At 54.0% G+C, this 19,919-nt stretch carries 18 protein-coding genes and 1 tRNA gene; 11 read left to right on the top strand and 8 right to left on the bottom strand.

What is annotated here, in order from left to right; translation table 11 throughout:
• Nucleotides 1–54 precede the first annotated feature (54 nt).
• Nucleotides 55–921 (bottom strand): lipid A biosynthesis lauroyl acyltransferase, encoded by an 867-nt coding sequence (locus GSR16_RS17220; protein WP_159879564.1) that lies wholly within the window; start codon nt 919–921, stop codon nt 55–57.
• Nucleotides 918–1,811: a lysophospholipid acyltransferase family protein gene (locus GSR16_RS17215; RefSeq protein ID WP_159879562.1), complete on the bottom strand. Its 894-nt coding sequence runs from the start codon at nt 1,809–1,811 to the stop codon at nt 918–920. The genes GSR16_RS17220 and GSR16_RS17215 overlap by 4 nt, the downstream gene beginning before the upstream one ends.
• A 77-nt stretch (nt 1,812–1,888) precedes the next feature.
• Here GSR16_RS17215 and metK point away from each other — a divergent pair, with 77 nt between their 5' ends.
• Complete coding sequence (gene metK, locus GSR16_RS17210) at nt 1,889–3,058, top strand: methionine adenosyltransferase (RefSeq protein WP_159879560.1); 1,170 nt, start codon at nt 1,889–1,891, stop codon at nt 3,056–3,058.
• A 155-nt stretch (nt 3,059–3,213) separates the two neighbouring features.
• Here the strand turns inward: metK and GSR16_RS17205 are convergent, their stop codons facing one another.
• Nucleotides 3,214–4,524 (bottom strand): ammonium transporter, encoded by a 1,311-nt coding sequence (locus GSR16_RS17205; protein ID WP_159879558.1) that lies wholly within the window; start codon nt 4,522–4,524, stop codon nt 3,214–3,216.
• A 30-nt stretch (nt 4,525–4,554) separates the two neighbouring features.
• Nucleotides 4,555–4,893 carry a P-II family nitrogen regulator gene (glnK, locus tag GSR16_RS17200; RefSeq protein ID WP_089083799.1) on the bottom strand — a complete coding sequence of 113 codons (339 nt, stop codon included), beginning with the start codon at nt 4,891–4,893 and terminating at the stop codon, nt 4,555–4,557.
• Between the two features lie 268 nt (nt 4,894–5,161).
• On the opposite strand from glnK, the gene GSR16_RS17195 reads away from it, so the two are divergent.
• The 5 genes from GSR16_RS17195 (at nt 5,162) to GSR16_RS17175 (ending at nt 8,602) form a co-directional block, all read left to right on the top strand.
• On the top strand, nt 5,162–5,449 hold the full coding sequence (locus GSR16_RS17195; protein ID WP_159879556.1) for an accessory factor UbiK family protein: 288 nt from the start codon (nt 5,162–5,164) through the stop codon (nt 5,447–5,449).
• A gap of 6 nt (nt 5,450–5,455) precedes the next feature.
• The gene (locus GSR16_RS17190) at nt 5,456–6,955 is read left to right on the top strand and encodes a YifB family Mg chelatase-like AAA ATPase (RefSeq protein ID WP_159879554.1); all 1,500 of its coding nucleotides are present in this window, start codon (nt 5,456–5,458) and stop codon (nt 6,953–6,955) included.
• A gap of 73 nt (nt 6,956–7,028) precedes the next feature.
• A complete protein-coding gene (locus GSR16_RS17185; protein ID WP_159879552.1) occupies nt 7,029–7,784 on the top strand; it encodes an SPOR domain-containing protein in 756 nt (251 codons plus the stop codon).
• Between the two features lie 25 nt (nt 7,785–7,809).
• Nucleotides 7,810–8,427 (top strand): thiol:disulfide interchange protein DsbA/DsbL, encoded by a 618-nt coding sequence (locus GSR16_RS17180; RefSeq protein ID WP_159879550.1) that lies wholly within the window; start codon nt 7,810–7,812, stop codon nt 8,425–8,427.
• Nucleotides 8,428–8,525: 98 nt separating this feature from the next.
• Nucleotides 8,526–8,602 (top strand) — tRNA-Met (locus GSR16_RS17175).
• 222 nt (nt 8,603–8,824) lie between these two features.
• On the opposite strand, the gene purB is transcribed toward GSR16_RS17175, so the two are convergent.
• The 3 genes from purB to ffh form a co-directional block, all read right to left on the bottom strand.
• A complete protein-coding gene (gene purB / locus GSR16_RS17170) occupies nt 8,825–10,195 on the bottom strand; it encodes an adenylosuccinate lyase (protein WP_159879548.1) in 1,371 nt (456 codons plus the stop codon).
• A gap of 67 nt (nt 10,196–10,262) precedes the next feature.
• Nucleotides 10,263–11,165, bottom strand: coding sequence for an ATP-grasp domain-containing protein (locus GSR16_RS17165; protein ID WP_159879546.1), 903 nt, complete (start codon nt 11,163–11,165; stop codon nt 10,263–10,265).
• 47 nt (nt 11,166–11,212) lie between these two features.
• A complete protein-coding gene (ffh, locus tag GSR16_RS17160; protein ID WP_159879544.1) occupies nt 11,213–12,568 on the bottom strand; it encodes a signal recognition particle protein in 1,356 nt (451 codons plus the stop codon).
• A 108-nt stretch (nt 12,569–12,676) separates the two neighbouring features.
• Here ffh and GSR16_RS17155 point away from each other — a divergent pair, with 108 nt between their 5' ends.
• Entirely contained in the window at nt 12,677–13,498 is an 822-nt protein-coding gene (locus GSR16_RS17155) for a cytochrome C assembly family protein (RefSeq protein ID WP_159879542.1), read from the top strand.
• A 47-nt stretch (nt 13,499–13,545) separates the two neighbouring features.
• Nucleotides 13,546–13,908, top strand: coding sequence for a ComEA family DNA-binding protein (locus GSR16_RS17150; RefSeq protein WP_159879540.1), 363 nt, complete (start codon nt 13,546–13,548; stop codon nt 13,906–13,908).
• A 58-nt stretch (nt 13,909–13,966) separates the two neighbouring features.
• On the opposite strand, the gene GSR16_RS17145 is transcribed toward GSR16_RS17150, so the two are convergent.
• Nucleotides 13,967–15,358 carry a cryptochrome/photolyase family protein gene (locus GSR16_RS17145; RefSeq protein ID WP_159879538.1) on the bottom strand — a complete coding sequence of 464 codons (1,392 nt, stop codon included), beginning with the start codon at nt 15,356–15,358 and terminating at the stop codon, nt 13,967–13,969.
• A gap of 341 nt (nt 15,359–15,699) precedes the next feature.
• On the opposite strand from GSR16_RS17145, the gene GSR16_RS17140 reads away from it, so the two are divergent.
• From GSR16_RS17140 to GSR16_RS17130, 3 genes are all read left to right on the top strand, one after another.
• A complete protein-coding gene (locus GSR16_RS17140; RefSeq protein WP_159879535.1) occupies nt 15,700–16,782 on the top strand; it encodes a porin in 1,083 nt (360 codons plus the stop codon).
• Between the two features lie 183 nt (nt 16,783–16,965).
• Nucleotides 16,966–18,678: a type IV-A pilus assembly ATPase PilB gene (gene pilB / locus GSR16_RS17135; RefSeq protein WP_159879533.1), complete on the top strand. Its 1,713-nt coding sequence runs from the start codon at nt 16,966–16,968 to the stop codon at nt 18,676–18,678.
• 20 nt (nt 18,679–18,698) lie between these two features.
• Complete coding sequence (locus GSR16_RS17130; protein ID WP_159879531.1) at nt 18,699–19,919, top strand: type II secretion system F family protein; 1,221 nt, start codon at nt 18,699–18,701, stop codon at nt 19,917–19,919.

Raw genomic sequence — 19,919 nt, 5'->3', positions numbered from 1 at the left:
ATAAACAAAACCCGGCTTGTGCCGGGTCATGTTGCCAAGTGCGCCCCTACCGGGTCAGTAGACGCGCGCTTCGCCTTCAGGACGGTTTTTGAAGCGCTTGTGCAGCCAGAAGTATTGCTCGGGAATCTCGCGGATGCGCTCTTCCAGAAAGGCATTCATGCGGCGGGTATCGGCCACGACATCCTCTGTTGGATAGTTTTCCCAGGCCGGGTAGAACTCGAGCTCAAAGCGGTTACCCACTCTGCGGGCAATCAGCGGAACCACACGGGCACGTGCCAGTTTGCTGATGCGTGACAGCCCCGTAATGGTGGCGGCATCCTTCTCGAAGAATTTCACAAACACTGAATCACGCACCCCAAAGTCTTGATCGGGCAGGTAGAGGAAAGGGGTATGTTCCTTGCGCATGGCCTTGATGATGGAGCGCAGGCCTTCATTGCGCGGCACGATATAGCAATTGTTGTAGCGCTGGCGGCCAGCATAGATCTGTGCATCCAGCGTATCGTTCTTCTGCTGTGAATACACGCTGACCAGCGGCAGTACCTGGTTCAGTGCGAAAACGCACATCTCGAAACCGACAAAGTGGGGATAGAACAGGATGACATCCTCGCCCTTAGCGCGCAGCTCCTCAACAATGTGCAGATTCTTGATGGTGACCAGCTTGCGGATGCGCTCGGCAGAACTCCACCATGCCACACCATACTCAAGTACAAGACGGATCATGTAGCCAAAATTGGCCTTGATCAGCCGTTCGCGCTCTTTTTCTTTCATCTCCGGAAAGCAAAGCCGCAGATTGGTAAGGCCAACCTTGCGGCGATCGGCAGCCAGATGATAAGCAAGCAGGCCAATGGCATCAGCCAGCATGCCGATGGCCCACATGGGCAGCAGACGAATCAGCCATAACAGGGCAAAAGCAATCTTCATGGGTTTCCTTGCTGATGGTCCGGCGGAGTGACGCCTGCCGGGCATTTGTAACGGTTGTAGCTCCACAGGTACTGGCTGGGGAAGCGGCGGATCAGGTCTTCCACTGTCTGGTTCAGCAGCGCACAGTCAGCATCCTTGTCACCACTGAAAGGCTGGGGCATGGCTTCGATATGCACGACAAAGCCTTCACCGCGGGGCAGGCGCTCACCGACGAAAAACAACACCTCCACACCGGCAACCTGTGCCAGCCGCGGCACCAGGCTCATGGTGTAGGCGGGTTTGCCAAAAAATGGAGCCCACACCCCTTCGCCGTTGCCGGGAACCTGATCGGGCAGAATGATGGTGGCTTCACCTGATTTGAGTGCTTTCATCAGAATGCGCACACCTGCACCGGTTGCTGGTGCGGTCTTGCCCTTGCCACGGGCGCGGCCCGCCTGCATGACCGGCTCCAGCCAGGTGAGCTTGGGAGGACGGTACATGGCAGTCAATGGAAAGGGCAGACGCGAGCTGATATAACGACCAGCAATGTCATAGCTGCCCAGGTGCGGGGTGACAAAAACAATACCGTGACCTGCCTGTAAGGCATGTTCAACACGCTCCCAGCCGTGACAGGCTTTTACCAGCGCGGCGATGTCTTCGGGCTCCCGGCACCAGGCTATTGACAATTCCAATGCACCTTTACCGGTTTCCAGTGCAGATTGTTTGACTAGTCCTTGTAAAACCTGATAATTTTCACAGATTTTACTCGACGCCAGATTACTTCTCATCCGCTCTGCGTAGCGGGGCGATGAAAGGTAAGTAAGCCGCCCCAGAATGGCGCCGAGACATTGCAGCCAGGACAGCGGCAAACGCGCCAGCAAGGACAACACGAGTTGGACCAGCTTGGACATGGTTTAGTCAGTGGTGATCGTAAAGCGGCCTATTTTATCATCACACTGTTTTGCTTTATTCGGGAATCAACAAACAAATGAGCGAATATCTGTTTACGTCGGAATCGGTATCGGAAGGTCATCCGGACAAAGTAGCCGACCAAATCTCCGATGCCATCCTTGATGCCATCCTGCGCGAAGACAAATACGCTCGCGTGGCAGCCGAAACCCTGGTCAACACCGGCCTGGTGGTGCTGGCTGGTGAAATTACCACCTCGGCCAATATCGACTACATCAAAGTTGCACGCGAAACCATCAAGCGCATCGGTTATGACAGCTCCGAGCTGGGCTTCGACTACCACGGCTGCGCTGTCATGGCCTGCTACGACAAGCAATCGCAAGATATCGCCCAGGGCGTGAATGAAGGCGAAGGCCTGGACCTGAACCAGGGCGCTGGCGACCAGGGTTTGATGTTCGGCTATGCCTGCGACGAAACCCCGACGCTGATGCCTTTCCCCATCTACTACGCCCACCGTCTGGTACAGCGCCAGGCCGAGCTGCGCAAGGATGGCCGCCTGCCGTGGCTGCGTCCGGATGCCAAGAGCCAGATTACCTGCGTTTATGATGGCGAAACCGGCCTGCCCAAGCGTATCGACACCGTGGTGCTGTCCACCCAGCACAGCCCGGAAATCGACCACAAGACGCTGACCGAAGCCGTGATCGAAGACATCATCAAGCCGGTACTGCCGCCGGAAATGCTGACTGCCGAAACCAAGTATCTGGTTAACCCGACCGGTCGCTTCGTCATTGGTGGCCCGATGGGCGATTGCGGCCTGACCGGTCGCAAGATCATTGTCGATACCTACGGCGGTGCCGCCCCGCACGGTGGTGGTGCCTTCTCCGGCAAGGATCCGTCCAAGGTAGACCGCTCGGCAGCCTATGCCGGCCGTTACGTGGCCAAAAACATCGTGGCTGCGGGCCTGGCACGCCAGTGCCAGATCCAGGTTTCCTACGCCATCGGCGTGGCCGAGCCCACCTCGATTGCGGTGGATACCTTCGGCACCAACAAGATCCCGAACGAAAAGATCGTGGAACTGGTGAAGAAGCATTTTGACCTGCGCCCGAAAGGCATCATCCAGATGCTGGACCTGCTGCGCCCGATCTACGGCAAGACCGCTGCTTACGGACACTTCGGCCGTGAAGAGCCGGAATTCACCTGGGAACGTACCGACAAAGTGGAAGCCCTGCGCGCAGACGCTGGTCTGTAAGCCGGCAGAAGCTTAAAGCAAGGTAAAAGCACCGGGTGTGACCCCGGTGCTTTTTTTATGCACTGAAACCTAACATAGCCCTCGCGGCAGCCAAAAAAAGAGGGCGCCGAAGCGCCCCTAAGTCCCTTACCACAAAATCTGTCTAAGCGCGTGGCTTACTCCACACGTTCGCCGTGCAGTACCACGTCCAGGCCTTCGCGTTCTTCGTCTTCAGCCACACGCAGACCAACAACCACGTCAATGATCTTCAGCAGGATGAAGGTGATGATGCCGCAGTACACCACGGTGACTCCCACGCCGATAGCCTGAGTCGCCAGGCTGCCCTCAGCGCCGCCAATGCTCTTCACCGCGAGCACACCTGTCAGCAGGGCACCCACGATACCGCCCACACCATGTACACCGAATGCGTCCAGGGAATCATCATAGCCCAGCATGTGCTTCAGGCCAGTTGCACCCCAGAAGCAAACTACACCGGCAACGGCACCGATAATCAGCGCACCCTTTACATCCACAAAACCAGCAGCCGGCGTGATGGCAACCAGGCCAGCGACTGCGCCGGAAGCAATACCCAGCACCGACGGCTTTTTCTTGTGAATCCACTCAGCAAAGGTCCAGGCAAGAGCTGCCAAGCCAGTTGCAACCTGTGTGGTGACCATCGCCATGCCGGCACGGCCATCGGCGGCAGCTGCGGAGCCAGCGTTAAAGCCGAACCAGCCAATCCACAGCATGGATGCACCGATCAGGGTCAGAATCAGGTTATGCGGCGGCATGGCTTCCTTGCCGAATCCAATACGCTTGCCCATTACCAGGGCGCAAACCAAACCAGCAATACCAGCATTGATGTGCACCACGGTGCCGCCAGCAAAGTCCAGCACGCCTTGACCACTCATCCAGCCGCCCGGACCCCATACCCAGTGGGCAACCGGTACATAAACCAGCAAAGACCATAGTGCAGTAAAGATCAGCAGGGCAGAGAACTTCATCCGTTCAGCAAATGCGCCGGTGATCAGTGCCGGGGTAATGATGGCAAAGGTCATCTGGAACATCATGAACACCGATTCCGGAATGGTACCGGCAGCAGGGTGAACCGCTACCTTTTTGGTATCGGCGATGTAGTCCATGCCATCCAGGAAGACACGGCTCAGATCACCCAAATAGGGATTACCAACGGTGAACGCCAAGCTGTAGCCAACAATGGCCCACAGCACAGTCACCAGTGCCGTGATGGCAAAGCTTTGCATCAGGGTTGCCAGCACGTTCTTCTTGCGAACCATGCCACCATAGAACAGTGCCAGGCCCGGGATGGTCATGAACAGCACCAATGCAGTGGAGGTCAGCATCCAGGCGGTATCGCCGGAGTTGATCACCTTGAAATCGGCCATGGCCGGACCAGCAGGTGCATCCGCCAGTACCGGCAGTGCCAGTGCTAGCAGGCTGCCACCCAATGCAGCAAGTTTCTTCTTCATTTGATTTCCCCTGTATGGCAATGGCGTCGCTTAAACCGCGTCGATACCGGTTTCGCCGGTCCGAATCCGTACGATTTGTTCCAGCTCGAAGACAAAAATCTTGCCGTCGCCAATTTTACCGGTACGTGCTGATTTTTCGATGGCCTCAACAACCTGATCCAGCAGGCTGTCGTCAATGGCGATCTCCAGTTTTACCTTGGGCAGAAAGTCCACTACGTACTCAGCACCACGATACAGCTCGGTATGGCCCTTCTGACGGCCGAACCCTTTGACTTCCGTGACGGTAATCCCTTGTACGCCGATGGCGGATAGTGCTTCACGTACTTCATCAAGCTTAAATGGCTTGATCACGGCGGTGACCAGTTTCATGTTCACTCCTTTGCAATGGATCCAGATGTATGTTTGCGTTGCTGAAGTCACTAGTGCACAAACTGTGCCAGCTTGCTATCTGCTTGTTACATAAGAATTTTCCACATCAAAATCCGTATTTGCATGGTGAAACTACGTATCGGCACCATGACAGAGCATTTATGATGATTCCTTTGCACTGCATTGGTGCGGCGGGTGAAACTGCAGCTGCAAGGGGATTTTGCTAAACTCAATAAGGAATATTGTCCCCAATCCAAGGAGCATCGAAATGTTGAGCCAGAAAATTTTTGAAGAAATCAGCAGCAAGATCAGCGATACCATCGCCGCCAGTCCGGCCAAGGATATAGAGAAGAATATCAAGGCCATGATGGCTTCCACCTTTTCCCGCATGGATCTGGTCACCCGTGAAGAATTCGATGTGCAACAGGAAGTCCTGGTACGTACCCGCGAAAAGCTGACTGCTCTTGAAGCGCGTCTGGCCCGACTTGAGTCTCAGGCTTTCCCCGAGGAGGCGCAGGCAAAGTCTGAAGCACAGGCCGAGCTTGGCCATTCCTGATTACGCATGTCATTGGCTCTTGTTGCAAGTCGTGCCCTGGCCGGCTTGCACGCTCCAGAAGTGGCGGTGGAGGTCCATCTGGCCAATGGACTGCCGCAGTTCACCATCGTTGGCTTACCCGATACCGAGGTTAAAGAGAGCCGTGACCGGGTACGTGCCGCCATCATCAACTCCGGTTTTGAATTTCCGGCGCGCCGTATCACCGTCAATCTGGCTCCCGCTGATCTGCCTAAGGGCTCTGGCCGTTTTGACCTTCCCATTGCCATTGGCATACTGGCTGCAGCAGGTCAGATCCAATGTCCCCAGCTGACTGATTATGAATTCGCAGGAGAATTGGCATTAAGCGGGCAACTGCGTGCCATTCGTGGTGCACTGGCGATGTCCTGCCAAGCCAGTCGTGCCGGGAAGTTCTTCATTCTTCCTCGCGAAAGCGCGGCAGAGGCGGCATTGGTCAGGTCTGGCCAGGTTTATGCTGCCGATAGCCTGCTGCAGGTATGCGCCCACCTGAATGGTGTGCAGCCTTGCGATACGGCCGTGGTCAACCTGGCAGATAACTCAGCCGTTTATCCGGATCTGGCAGATGTCAAAGGGCAGATGGCAGCACGCCATGCGCTAGAGGTTGCTGCTGCCGGCGGACACAGCCTGCTTTTCATCGGTCCTCCCGGTACAGGTAAGTCCATGCTTGCGTCCCGCTTGCCCGGAATACTTCCTGAGATGAGTGAGGACGAGGCGCTTGCTGCCGCAACGATACAGTCGCTGGGAACGCAGGGTTTCAGGCCGGAGCAATGGCGGCAGCGCCCATTCCGGTCACCGCACCATACGGCCTCTGCCGTTGCCTTGGTGGGTGGCGGCTCTGATCCGCGCCCCGGTGAAGTCAGTCTGGCTCATCATGGCGTACTGTTTCTGGATGAATTGCCAGAGTTTGAACGCAAGGTACTGGAAGTATTGCGTGAACCTTTGGAGTCGCGAGTAATCAATATTTCCCGAGCCAGCAGGCAAGCCTGCTTTCCTGCAGATTTTCAGCTGGTTGCCGCAATGAACCCATGTCCTTGTGGTTATCTGGGGCATGCTTCCGGCAGGTGCCAATGTACACCGGAGCAAATAGCCCGCTATGCGGGGAAGTTATCAGGTCCGCTGCTTGACCGGATTGATATGCACGTACAGGTCCCAGCCCTGGCGGCAGGGGATTTGGCCACGGCGTCGCCAGGGGAGGGTAGTCAGCAGATTCGGCTTCGTGTCCAGCAGGCAAGGGATAGGCAGTTGCAGCGGCAGGGTTGTTGTAATGCCAGGCTGTCTGGGGCCGAGCTAGAGCAGCATGCCGCAGCTGATCAGACTTCGTTGGTGTTGTTGGGAGAGGCGCTGGACCGTCTTGGACTATCAGCAAGAAGTTATCATCGTATCTTGCGTATTGCCCGTACCATTGCAGATATGGATGGTGAGCACCGTTTAGGTCGGCAGCACATGCTACAAGCCATTCAGTTAAGACGTAGCGGTTTGGCTTTGTGATTTTGTGAAATATATTTTCGTCTGAATTTAATAGATAATGATCGGATTGATTGAATGGAAATGGTAGTGGTACATGGCTAATCGTGATGTTAAAAATTCGTCCCGCTCGTCCTCGTCCGGGCGTACGCGCGCAGCCGGTAAGAGCGGTGGCGGTGGCATGGTAGCGGGCATTGTCATCGGCCTGATTGTAGGCGTGGCAGTTGCGGTTGGTCTTGCGATGTATCTCAATCGTTCGGCAACTCCGTTTTCCAATCTTGAAAAGCTGGATCGCAAGACGGTACAGGCTTCATCTCCATCGACCGAACTGCTGGAGCCGGGTACCAAGATTGCGGATGTTCAGGCTCCGGCCCCGGTGGCATCGGCACCCGCAAAAGTGGAGGTTCCTGCTGCACCTGTCATGCCGCCAGAACCCTCTGTCGTGCCAGCATCCCCTGCCAAGGCCAAGGCCAAGCCGGCAGCGGCTCCGGCAGGTAATGGCAGTAAGGATGAGCAGCGCTTTGATTTCTACAAGATTTTGCCTGGCCAAGTTGATGCCGTGCCTGCCGATGGCAAGACGGTAGCTAAAGATCGGGAACCTTCTGCCGCCGCACCAGCCAAAAAAGTCTTTCTGCAACTGGGTGCATTCCAGAATGAAAATGAGGCAGATAACCTTAAAGCCAAGCTAGCTTTGCTGGGTGTAGAAGCCAAGATCCAGTCTGTCATGATCCCGGACAAGGGGATGGTGCACCGCGTTCGTGTGGGGCCATTGAGCAGGCAGGAGGATGTTGACCGGGTTCGTGCCCAGTTGAAGCAGGATGGAATCAATGCTGCTGTAGTCAAGGCAGAGTGAACAAAACACGTTTAGAGGACAAGAAATGAAAAAATGGCTGTTGATGGCATTGCTGATGGTGAGTGGTTTGGCAAATGCAGCATCTGAACTGGGCAAGGATTATGTGCTGATGGGCAAGCCGCAGCCAGTTGCCAATCCGAAAAAAGTGGAAGTGATCGAATTCTTCTCTTATACCTGCATTCACTGCTTTCATCTTGATCCGCTGATTACGGCTTGGGAGAAGAAAAAACCTGCTTATGTCGCTTTCCATCGTGAGCAGATTGTCTGGCAGAAGCCGATGGAAGGTTTCGCCCGCTTGTTTGCTACGCTGAATGTGACTGGTTACATGGCGAAGCTGAATACACCGGTATTTGATGCGGTGATGCAGCAAAAGATCAATCTGGCTGATCCCGCGGTATTGAGCGACTGGTTGAAGAAACAGCCTGGTGTGAATCTGGCCAAATTCATGCAGACCTACAATTCCTTTGGGATCAATAGTCAGGTTGCGCGTGCCAGCCAGATTACCCGTGCCTACAATATTGAAGGAACACCGACTATCGTGGTGAATGGTAAGTATGCACTGGCTCCGGCTACCCCAGAGCGGCTGATCGAGGTGCTCAATGATGTTGTTGCCAAAGCAAAGGCGGAAAGCAATATCAAGTAATTGTCTTACGGAGATGCCAGCAGTTGGAGCAGACATCTCCTATTTTTGCTATGGCGGTTGACAGCTGGGTTGGTATCGGATAATATACGTTTCTCTGACGCGGGGTGGAGCAGTCTGGTAGCTCGTCGGGCTCATAACCCGAAGGTCGTAGGTTCGAATCCTGCCCCCGCAACCAAGTTTTCAAGAAAAGACCACTCATCTGAGTGGTCTTTTCTTGTGTGTGCGTCAGCACAGCTGTTATACGTTCAGTTTGCTGTTCGGGAGCGTATTCCCTCGAGTCATATTTTCGGGCCACCTTCTTCGGAAGCTGGCCCATTTCTTTTTCCAGAGCCATATCTTGATGTAATAAAAAAACCGCCCTTATTCAGGGCGGTTTAGTTCTGCTGAACTAGATAGTTCAGATACGTTTTGCCAGCTCGGCAGCCTTGCCTACGTAGGCAATCGGGGTCAGCTCCAGCAGGCGGGTCTTTTCAGCTTCTGGGATTTCCAGGCCTTTGATGAAGGCCGAAAGAGTCTCGCGGGTAATACCATCCTTGCCACGGGTCAGCTCTTTCAGCTGCTCGTAGGGGTTGGGTACACCGTAGCGGCGCATCACGGTCTGGATCGGTTCTGCCAACAACTCCCAGCTACGGCCCAATTCTTCGGTAATGGCTGTCGGGTTGATTTCCAGCTTGTTCAGGCCCTTCAGGCAGGCTTTGAAGCCCAGCATGGTGTAACCGAAGCCAACGCCCATATTGCGCAGCACGGTGGAGTCGGTCAGGTCACGCTGCCAGCGGGATAGCGGTAGTTTTTCTGCCAAGTGCTGCAGGATGGCATTGGCCATGCCCAGATTGCCTTCGGAGTTTTCAAAGTCAATCGGATTAACCTTGTGCGGCATGGTGGAACTGCCCACTTCATCCTTCTTCACTTTTTGCTTGAAGTAGCCCAGCGAGATGTAGCCCCAGATGTCGCGGTTGAGGTCGATCAGGATGGTATTGATACGGCCAACAACCTGATACAGCTCCGCCATGTAATCATGCGGCTCGATCTGGATGGTGTAGGGGTTGAAGGTGAGGCCCAGTCCAGAGACAAAGCGACCACAAACGCTTTCCCAGTCAATTTGTGGGTAGGCGACCAAGTGTGCATTGTAGTTGCCGACAGCCCCGTTGATTTTGCCCAGAATCTCCTGAGAAACCAGTTGTTCGCGCTGGCGTTTCAGGCGGTAAACGGTGTTGGCCAGTTCCTTGCCCATGGTGGAGGGGGTGGCCGGTTGGCCGTGGGTACGGCACATCATCGGCAGGTCGGCCAATTCATGTGCCAGTTGCTGCAGCTTGTGGATGACCTCGTCCAGTGCCGGCAATACCACGGTGTTGCGTGCCGTTTTCAGCATCAGGGCATGAGACAGATTGTTGATGTCTTCGGATGTGCAGGCAAAGTGAATGAACTCACTGGCTGCCATGACTTCGGCATTGCCGGACAAGCGCTCTTTCAGCCAGTATTCAATAGCTTTGACATCGTGGTTGGTGCGAGCCTCGATTGCCTTGACTTCTTCGCCATGCTGTACGGTGAAGTTAGCGATGACATCATCGACTTCGCGGATGGTCGCTTCGGAAAATGGCTTCACTTCCTCAATGCCCGGCTCGGCGGCCAGCATCTTCAGCCATTCCAGTTCAACCTTGATACGGAACTTCATCAGGCCATATTCGGAGAACAGGTTGCGCAAGCCTTCAACCTGGGCAGCATAGCGGCCATCCAGAGGACTCAGAGCGATCAGCGGGTTCAGATTCATGACGAGGTATTTCCAAACGTGTTTTGCCAGCCTGGCTGGCAGGTTTCAGTACATAACAAATCGTTGTTTACAGCTGGGCCAGTCGGCGTATCAATCCGCTGGCCAGGTTGTCGGCGGCTTCGGGCTTATAGCGGAAAAACAGTTCCGGCTCAATCATTTCCAGCTCCATGATGGCCAGCTGGCCGGCATTGTCGCGAATGATGTTGACACGTGCGTACAGCACATCAAACGGAACCGCAGCCACAGCTTGTTCGGCAAATTGCTGTTCTTCGATGGTGGCGGTGTGAGGGTGCACGCTGCCACCATGATCATCCTGTACCCGGAAGTCACCTGCTTGGGGTGTCTTGCGGATGGCATGGCTGAACTGACCGTCAATCACCATCAGCGATATCTCGCCCTGGTGCAGGATGGCGTGCTGGAATGGCTGTAACAGCATGGCTTCCTGTTGAATCAGTTCGGCAAAAATACATTCCAGTTGCTGAGTATTCTCTGGCCGGGTTCGATAAGTATGTCGTGCAGACCCAGAAATGACCGGTTTGAGGATGGCGTCAGCCCAACTGTTCTCCGCCAGGCATTGTGCCAGTGTGCGGGCGTCACCTTTTTCAATGTAGTGGGTATTCACTACATTGATGCCTTTTTCTTCAATCCACTGCAGGTAATGTTTGTCGATGTTCCAATCGATGAGCCCGGCACTATTGAACAATACGATCTGGCCGGCAACCTTTTTCAGCCAGAGACTGAATTCGGCATAGCGATCAAAATAATCCCAAGTCGTGCGAAACAATATGCTGCGGGTTTGTTGCCAGTCGAAATCCGGGTCATCCCAGGCTTTGCGCGTTACATGTAGTCCCTGCTTTTGCAGGGCCGCAACGACCAGCCCGTCTTCCCGGTGAACCTGCTTGCTGTACCAATCGGTAGGATCTAGATCCAGTAGTGTTTGCTTGGTTAAAACGACTACATCAAAGTGCATGCATTTCCTTCATATCAAGAAAAACGGGTGACTCGCACCCGTTTTGCTTACATTCCCGGCATCATGCCTTTCATGCCACGCATCATCTTCATCAACCCGCCCTTGGCGGAGAACTGCTTCATCATTTTCTGGGTTTGCTCAAACTGATTCAGCAGGCGGTTGACCTCTTGCACCGTTACGCCGGAGCCGGCAGCAATGCGGCGCTTGCGACTGGCCTTGAGCAGTTCCGGTTTGCGGCGTTCTTCCATCGTCATCGAGTTGATGATGCCTTCGATGCGGCGCATGGATTTTTCGGCTTCGGCACCCTGAATACCCTTGGCCATTTGGCCAAGCTGGCCCGGCATTTTTTCCAGCAGGTTGGACATGCCGCCCATTTTCTTCATCTGCTGCATCTGTGCCTTGAAATCCTCTAGGTCAAAGCCCTTACCGGATTTCAGCTTCTTGGCCATGGCCGCGGCTTCATCCTGATCGATGCCCTTCTGGACTTCTTCGATCAGGGACAGCACATCACCCATGCCTAGAATGCGGCTGGCAATACGGTCTGGGTGGAAGGGCTCAAGACCGCTGACTTTTTCACCGACACCAATGAATTTGATCGGCTTGCCGGTGATGTGGCGCACCGACAGTGCAGCACCACCGCGCGAGTCACCATCCATCTTGGTCAGGATGACACCGGTCAGCGGCAGGGCTTCATTGAAGGCCTGCGCAGTATTGACTGCATCCTGGCCTTGCATGGCATCCACCACAAACAGCGTTTCGACCGGATTGATGGCAGCGTGTACCGCCTTGATTTCCGCCATCATTGCTTCATCAATGGCCAGGCGACCCGCAGTGTCCACCATCAGTACATCGAAAAAATGGCGCTTTGCATGATCAACAGCGGCACGAGCTATATCCACCGGCTTTTGTGTGCCATCGGAAGGGAACCACTCAACACCTACCTGTTCAGCCAGCAATTTCAGCTGCTCGATGGCAGCTGGGCGGTAAACGTCGGCAGAAACAACCAGCACTTTTTTCTTCTGAGTTTCTTTCAGCAGTTTGGCCAGTTTGCCAACCGTGGTGGTTTTACCTGCACCTTGCAGGCCAGCCATTAGAACAATGGCTGGTGGTACTGCGGCCAGATTGAGGGCGTCGTTTTTTTCACCCATCAATTTGACAAGTTCTTCATTGACCACGCCGACCAGCGCCTGACCCGGAGTCAGGCTACCCATGACCTCCTGGCCCAGAGCACGCACCTTGATCTGGGCAATGAATGATTTCACGACGGGCAGAGCCACATCGGCTTCCAGCAGTGCCATCCGCACTTCGCGCAGGGCATCCTGGATATTGGTTTCTGTCAGGCGGGCATTGCCGCGCAGGTTCTTGATGACGCCGGACAGGCGGTTGGTCAGGTTGTCTAACATGCTGAGTCCTTCTGTCTGCCAACAAGGGACAGGTTGGTGTAGACTTTCAAACTATCGATTTTACCACGAGCTGCCGGGTTGACGCCCGCAAATGATGGCGCTAACACCATGACTGCCTTTCTCTTCGTTCTGACAATACTCCTGATCCTCGCTTATGGCGGCCTTTCATGGCATTTCATCGGCAACTGGAAAGGTGTTGCCAGTTTGCCGCGCAATCCACGCTTTGAGCACACAATGCTGGGTGTGCTGCTGCTGCTGCATGCCTACGCGGTCATGTCGCCGCTGAGTGAAGGGACGATGATTTCCCTCGGCGTCGGGCGTGCCTTATCCGTAGTGGTGTGGATGATGCTGGTGATCTACTGGACATGCAGCTTCTTCTATCGCGTAGAAGGCCTGCAGCTGTTCATGATGCCACTGGCCATGCTGACGCTGGCCTTTGCACTGGCTTTTCCGGGTGAGCACATCATGCACGATCTGGGCAACCCTGCTTTTGCCCTGCATGTTTTAGTCTCGATTGTGGCTTACAGTCTGTTTGCCATCGCTGCGTTGCTGGCTGTCCTCATGTTATTTCTGGAGAAGGCCTTGCACGATAAGCGCTGGCTGGCGCTAGTGCGTCAGCTGCCACCTTTGTTGTCACTGGAAAAGATGATGTTTCAAGTGATTGGCTTTGGCTTCATGCTGCTGACGGTATCCTTGTTCACTGGTGTCGTGTTTTCCGAGGAGGTATTTGGCAAGGCCGTAGCCATTAGTCACAAGACTGTATTCTCAGTGATTTCATGGCTGCTGTTTGCAGCCTTGCTGTTGGGACGCCATTTCAAGGGCTGGCGTGGCAAGGTGGCAATACGCTGGACCCTGGCGGGTTTTGGTGCCTTGTTGCTTGCCTATATAGGTAGCAAGGTTGTGCTGGAGTTGTTGTTGCATCGTACTTGACGTACTTGTCTTGTTTTATTAACGCCTGGACATTAAGGAGCTGCTACATGAAAAAACTGTTTGCCTTGCTTGTTGGTATGTTTTTTGTCTGCGCATCGGCACTGGCCGCCATCAATATCAATACTGCAACCCAGCAGCAACTGGAGACGCTGAATGGTATCGGTCCGGTCAAGGCCAAGGCCATCATCGACTACCGTAGTAAGAATGGCGCTTTCAAGTCGGTTGATGATTTGAAGAAGGTTTCAGGTATTGGTGACAAAACGCTGGAAAAACTGAAGAAGGACATTAGTATCAGTGGTGCCAGCTCTGTCGCTCCGGTCGCCACCGCTCCGGCAGCCAAGCCCGCGGTTCCTGCTGGTAAGCCGATGGCGGCCAAGAAAGAGGCCTCCAAGCCGGTTGCCAAGAAGTAAGGTTGGCATCATGCATGTGAAAAAAGCGCCTGCGGGCGCTTTTTTATTGATGCTGGCATCAATTTTTGCCAAACAGAGCCAGTGCCTTTTGTCGCTGCACTGCATGATCAACTAATGGTTGTGGATAGTCACGCCCGAGCTGAAAGCCCATGGGCAGATTTTTTGCCAACCACGGTGCATGTATATCCTTATTGTTTAGTGGTGACAGTTCCGGCACGTAGCGACGAATGAACTTGGCTTCCGGGTCAAATTTTTCTGATTGTGTTACCGGGTTGAAGATGCGGAAGTAAGGTTGGGCATCGCAGCCGGTTGATGCTGCCCATTGCCAGCCACCGTTATTGGCTGCGAGATCGAAATCAAGCAACTTTTCAGCAAAGTAGGCCTCGCCCTTGCGCCAATCAATCAGCAAGTCTTTCACCAGAAAACTGGCAGCAATCATGCGCAGCCGGTTGTGCATGTAGCCGCTGTGGTTCAGTTGACGCATGGCAGCATCGACAATCGGGAATCCGGTTCGTCCCTCTTGCCAGGCTTGCAGCCAATCCTCACGGTTTTCAAATACCAGTTGCCGATATTCTTCCTTGAAGCTGGCATGGGCGGCTGCTGGGAAATGCCATAGCAGCTGCTGGTAAAAATCGCGCCAGATCAGCTCGCCGAGCCAGCATTCGGCTCCTTCTCCTCCTTGTTGCCAGGCAAACTGTGCCAGCTTGCGGACCGAGATGGTGCCAAAACGCAGATGAGTGGAAAGATAGGATACGCCCTTGCTTGCCGGGAAGTCGCGCCATTGCTTGTAGTAAACAATGCGGGACATGAAATCGGCAAACAACTGTTCAGCGGCCATACTGCCGCCTCTCAGGCTGCTGATGCCTTCTGTGAAGCCCAGTTCCTCAAGTGAGTGGCTTGCAGGTGTTTGCCAGTGCTCAAGTTGATGCAGGTAGCGCTGGGTTGGGTAGCTTTGCAGAAAGAAACTGTCCATTTTTTTCAGCCAAGCATTCTTGTAAGGCGTGAACACCGTGTACGGGCGGCGTGTGCTGGTCAGCACTTCGTCGCTTTCAAAAATGACTTGGTCCTTGAAGAGCTGCAATGTGCATGAATCTTGTTCCAGTGCTCGTGAGACCTCCGCATCCCTTAGGGTGGCTTGTGGCTCGTAATCCCGATTGGCAAAAACGGCAGCGGTTTGCCATTGACGTGCCAGGGCAGGTACCACTTCCCGTGCTGAGCCATGTGCCACATACAGATCGCTGCCCGCTGCTTGCAGTGCGTGTTGCAGTGCGTCCACGGACTGCCAGATGAAATCAATACGCCTGTCCGATGCAGGAAGGCTCGCGAGAATATCAGTATCGAACACAAACAGACAGCGGACTGGATGGCCAGATTTCAATGCATGATACAGACCTGCATTGTCTTCAATGCGCAGGTCACGACGGAACCAGAAGATGATGGGTGTGGGCATGGTGGCAGGTGTGGTCTCTGTGGTTTCGCTAAGGGTGTTCAGGCAATTATTAGCATTTTTGCAACACTTTGCCGGGCTTGTTGTATTTTTGGTTTGGTGAATTTTTATGTGATATTTTGCATTAATATCAATTAAATCAATTACTTACGTGTTTGTTTTGTTATTTTTGTGGTGCTGTTGGACTGTAGTCTCGCTGCGATGTTTTGTATTTTTGCAACGAGCGCTTTATATTTCAGCCAGCAACCAGCCGATCATTCGGCGGTGAAAAAATGTCCGGGAGCCTCAGTTGTAGCGAGGCAATCTAACAGGACTACATTAACTGACTTCGAAAGGAATTAGCGATGAACAAGAAGCTGATCGCCCTGGCTCTGGCCGCTCTGCCGGTAGCCCACGCAATGGCTGATGTAACCATTTACGGCACTATCGAAGCCGACATGGAAAGCAGCAAGACCTACGCTGCAAATACTTCTGCCAATAACTCTGGCAAGCTGAAGTCTATTACCCGTATCGACGACACCGGTTCCCTGATCGGTTTCAAGGGTAACGAAGACCTGGGCAATGGCCTGAAGGCAATCTGGCAGGTTGAACAAGGTCTGAACATCGACGGTACTACCGGTTCCACTTCCGGTAACGGTTACAGCAACACCTTCGCTTCCCGTGACTCTTTCGTTGGCCTGCAAGGCGCTTTCGGTAAGGTACGTCTGGGTAAGCTGAGCACCTTCCTGAACTCCGATGCTGGCGCTCCGGATGCTTGGATCTATGGCAACCAAGGTGTTAATGGCCTGTCCTACAGCTCCATCAACCAGCTGGATACCCGTGTTAACAACGCCATCCGTTACGACATTCCGGAATTTGTTGCCGGTCTGAGTGGCGCTGTTGTTTATGGTGTTGATGAAACCACCGTCAATAACAAGAAGAACCAGTGGAGCATCGGTGCAACCTACACCAACTCTGGTTACTTCGGTACTTTCGGTTATGTACGTACTGCTAACGACATCGGTACTGACAAGGCTTCCAACTACTGGCGTCTGGAAGGTGGCTACAACGCCAATAACATCCTGGCTGCAGCTTACTATGGCCATTCCAAGCTGGGTTCTGATGTTATTTCCAATAACTTTGCTGGTGCGACCACTATCGGTACTTCGGGTGTGTCCCACAAAGAAGCTGGCCTGACCCTGGGTTACACCATCGGTGCAATCACCCCGAAATTCTCCTACGGTCGTGTATGGGGCGCTTCGGTTGAAGGCGGTTCCGATATCAAGGGTCACCTGAACCAGTACGTACTGGGTGCTGACTATGCTATTAGCAAGCGTACTACTGCTTACGCTTCCTACGGCTACGTTCAAAACACCTATCGTGATTCCACCGATAACAAGTACTCCAACGAGCACACTGTTGCTGTTGGCGTTCAGCACAAGTTCTAATTCTCGCTTCGAGAGTTAAACTTAGGAAAAAGGACTGCTTCGGCAGTCCTTTTTTTATGCGCCTGCATTATGCTGACTGAGTTGGCTTGCTGCCGATGGTGCTGCCACTTTGTCTATGCAGCGCATATAATGGCGATCATGCCGCATGCTTGGGTGGGTGGCGGGAATTTGCAAAGGGATCGTATGGAAGCTTCTGCGGGGATATCTGGCCTTGGGCGCGCGCTGGTTCAAAACAATGCACTGCTGCTGCAGGACGCCGAGGCTATCCAGCGTCAGTCCCAGGCATCCAGTATCAGTTTTGTCGAGCAGCTGATTGCCAGCAAGAAAATGTCTGCAGGAGATGTGGCGGCGTTTGCTTCGCGTGTGTTTGGCTATCCCTTGCTGGACATGGGGTCGATTGATCCTTCCCAGCTACCCAAGGGCTTGGTGGATGACGAGCTGATTGGCAGCCGCCGCCTAGTCCCCTTGTTCAAGCGTGGCAACAAGCTGTTTATCGGTACTTCTGATCCGACGCAGACCTCGGCCTTTCACGCGATTACCTTCAAGACCGGGTTGACGGTTGAGGTCGTGGTTGTCGAGGATGACAAGCTTTCAAAAGTCATCGGCAAATATACGGAAGATGCTTCTGCAGCCATCAAGGCGCTAGAAAACGAAGATTTTGGTGATCTGGAGTTTGTCGATCCGGATGCGCAGACACCGCATAGTGAAACCAACCAGCCGGATGTGGATGACGCTCCTGTCGTCAAGTTTATTCACAAGGTGTTGCTGGATGCCATCAACGGTGGTGCCTCCGACGTACACTTCGAACCGTATGAGAAGTTTTACCGTATCCGTTACCGGGTGGATGGCCAGCTCAAGGAAATTGCCCAGCCGCCATTGCTGCTGAAGGAAAAGATTGCCTCCCGGATCAAGGTTATTTCCCGGCTGGATATTTCTGAAAAACGGGTACCACAAGACGGTCGTCTGAAGCTGGTATTGTCCAAGTCCCATTCCATCGACTTCCGCGTCAGTACCTTGCCGACCTTGTACGGCGAGAAGATCGTGATGCGTATTCTTGATTCCTCGGCGGCATCACTGAATATCGAACAGCTGGGCTTCGAGCCGGAACAGAAACAGATGCTGCTGGATGCTATCGGCCGGCCATATGGAATGGTGCTGGTGACCGGGCCAACCGGTAGTGGTAAAACGGTATCCTTGTATACCTGCTTGAATATCCTGAACAAGCCGGATATCAATATCTCCACGGCGGAAGATCCGGTCGAAATTAATTTGCCGGGCATTAACCAGGTCAACGTTAACGAGAAAGCCGGTCTGACGTTTTCGTCCGCCCTGAAGGCTTTCTTGCGTCAGGATCCTGATGTCATCATGGTGGGTGAAATTCGCGACTTCGAAACTGCCGATATTTCCATCAAGGCAGCTCAGACCGGGCATATGGTTTTTTCCACCCTTCATACCAACAATGCGCCCGCCACCCTGACCCGTTTGCTCAATATGGGGGTGGCACCATTCAATGTCGCCAGCTCGGTACTGTTGATCATGGCCCAGCGTCTGGCGCGCCGCTTGTGCAGTCATTGTAAGGCACCCGTCGATATTCCCGAGCCCGCCTTGCTGCGCGCTGGTTTCCGGGCCGAGGAGCTGGATGGCAGCTGGAAGCCATACGGCCCGGTTGGCTGTGATGAGTGCCGTGGATCCGGCTATAAAGGACGTACCGGTATTTATGAAGTCATGCCGATCAGTGATGCCATGACGCGTCTGATCATGCAAAATGGCACTGCAATTGATATCAATGATCTGGCCCTGCAAGAAGGGATGATCGATCTGCGACATGCTGGTCTGCTGAAGGTCAAGAAAGGGCTGACTTCCTTGGCTGAAATCGAGGCAGTGACCAACGATTAGGTATAAGAAAGATAGGCACCATGGCTAGCGTGGCGAAAAAGGTAAACCCTGGGTTTATCTGGGAGTGGGAAGGCAAGGACCGGTCCGGCAAGGTGATCCGCGGGGAGTTGCGCGCGGAAACCGAGGCCGTTGCCAAGACGCAGCTGCGCCGGCAAGGCATCAATGTGGTCAAGGTCAAGCGGCGGCGCAGTGGGTTTGGTCGCAAAATCACAGAAAAAGACATCACCCTGTTCACGCGTCAGCTATCGACCATGATGCGGGCCGGGGTGCCCTTGTTGCAGGCATTTGATATTGCCGCGAAAGGGCATGGCAATCCTGCTGTTACCAAAATGCTGCTGGAAGTGCGTGCCGATGTGGAAACTGGTCTGTCTTTGGCGGAGGCTTTCCGCAAGCGGCCACTGTACTTCGACAAGCTGTTCTGCAACCTGATTGCCGCTGGTGAGACCGGTGGTGTGCTGGACTCCCTGCTCGACAAACTGGCCACCTACAAGGAAAAGGTGATGGCGATCAAGGGCAAGATCAAGTCCGCCATGATCTACCCGACTGCCATTGTGGCTACCGCCTTCATCATTACCGCAGTGATCATGATTTATGTAATCCCGGCGTTCAAGGACCTGTTCTCCAGTTTTGGCGCTGATCTGCCCGCGCCGACCCTGGTGGTGATCTGGCTGTCGGACTTCTTCGTGCACTGGTGGTGGTTGATATTCGGTAGCATTTTTGGCGGTATTTTTGCCTTCTTCTATGCATTCAAGCGCACACCCAAGCTGCAAGAGCAGTTTGACCGCATCCTGCTCAAGCTGCCGGTGATCGGGGATATCATCCGCAAGGCCACCATTGCGCGTTGGTCGCGCACCCTGTCCACCCTGTTTGCTGCGGGGGTGCCGCTGGTGGAGGCGCTGGACTCGGTGGGCGGCGCATCCGGTAATCAGGTTTACAGCGAAGCGACCAAGCTGATCCAGAACGATGTCAGCGCCGGTTCCAGCCTGAGCTATTCCATGCAACGTACCGGTCTGTTTCCCAATATGGTGCTGCAGATGACCTCCATCGGCGAAGAATCTGGCTCGCTCGATCAGATGCTGGACAAGATTGCCGACTTTTATGAAGAGGAGGTCGACAATGCCGTAGCATCGCTATCCAGCCTGTTGGAGCCGGCTATCATGGTTATTCTCGGGGTGCTGATTGGTGGCCTGGTTATTGCCATGTACATGCCGATCTTCAAGATGGGTCAGGTGGTAGGGTAA

The organism is Aquitalea denitrificans (assembly GCF_009856625.1).
Lineage (GTDB): Bacteria > Pseudomonadota > Gammaproteobacteria > Burkholderiales > Chromobacteriaceae > Aquitalea > Aquitalea denitrificans.
Note: the sequence above shows the minus strand (reverse complement) of the source record. Positions and strands in the feature narration are given on the sequence as shown.

Coding starts and splice junctions, on each gene's coding strand:
- GSR16_RS17140 (WP_159879535.1), top strand. CDS start 15,700: ATGAACAAGAAGCTGATCGCCCTGGCTCTGGCCGCTCTGCCGGTAGCC.
- ffh (WP_159879544.1), bottom strand. CDS start 12,568: ATGTTAGACAACCTGACCAACCGCCTGTCCGGCGTCATCAAGAACCTG.
- pilB (WP_159879533.1), top strand. CDS start 16,966: ATGGAAGCTTCTGCGGGGATATCTGGCCTTGGGCGCGCGCTGGTTCAA.
- GSR16_RS17155 (WP_159879542.1), top strand. CDS start 12,677: ATGACTGCCTTTCTCTTCGTTCTGACAATACTCCTGATCCTCGCTTAT.
- GSR16_RS17205 (WP_159879558.1), bottom strand. CDS start 4,524: ATGAAGAAGAAACTTGCTGCATTGGGTGGCAGCCTGCTAGCACTGGCA.
- GSR16_RS17150 (WP_159879540.1), top strand. CDS start 13,546: ATGAAAAAACTGTTTGCCTTGCTTGTTGGTATGTTTTTTGTCTGCGCA.
- GSR16_RS17185 (WP_159879552.1), top strand. CDS start 7,029: ATGGCTAATCGTGATGTTAAAAATTCGTCCCGCTCGTCCTCGTCCGGG.
- GSR16_RS17220 (WP_159879564.1), bottom strand. CDS start 921: ATGAAGATTGCTTTTGCCCTGTTATGGCTGATTCGTCTGCTGCCCATG.
- metK (WP_159879560.1), top strand. CDS start 1,889: ATGAGCGAATATCTGTTTACGTCGGAATCGGTATCGGAAGGTCATCCG.
- purB (WP_159879548.1), bottom strand. CDS start 10,195: ATGAATCTGAACCCGCTGATCGCTCTGAGTCCTCTGGATGGCCGCTAT.
- GSR16_RS17165 (WP_159879546.1), bottom strand. CDS start 11,165: ATGCACTTTGATGTAGTCGTTTTAACCAAGCAAACACTACTGGATCTA.
- GSR16_RS17190 (WP_159879554.1), top strand. CDS start 5,456: ATGTCATTGGCTCTTGTTGCAAGTCGTGCCCTGGCCGGCTTGCACGCT.
- GSR16_RS17180 (WP_159879550.1), top strand. CDS start 7,810: ATGAAAAAATGGCTGTTGATGGCATTGCTGATGGTGAGTGGTTTGGCA.
- GSR16_RS17130 (WP_159879531.1), top strand. CDS start 18,699: ATGGCTAGCGTGGCGAAAAAGGTAAACCCTGGGTTTATCTGGGAGTGG.
- GSR16_RS17195 (WP_159879556.1), top strand. CDS start 5,162: ATGTTGAGCCAGAAAATTTTTGAAGAAATCAGCAGCAAGATCAGCGAT.
- glnK (WP_089083799.1), bottom strand. CDS start 4,893: ATGAAACTGGTCACCGCCGTGATCAAGCCATTTAAGCTTGATGAAGTA.
- GSR16_RS17215 (WP_159879562.1), bottom strand. CDS start 1,811: ATGTCCAAGCTGGTCCAACTCGTGTTGTCCTTGCTGGCGCGTTTGCCG.
- GSR16_RS17145 (WP_159879538.1), bottom strand. CDS start 15,358: ATGCCCACACCCATCATCTTCTGGTTCCGTCGTGACCTGCGCATTGAA.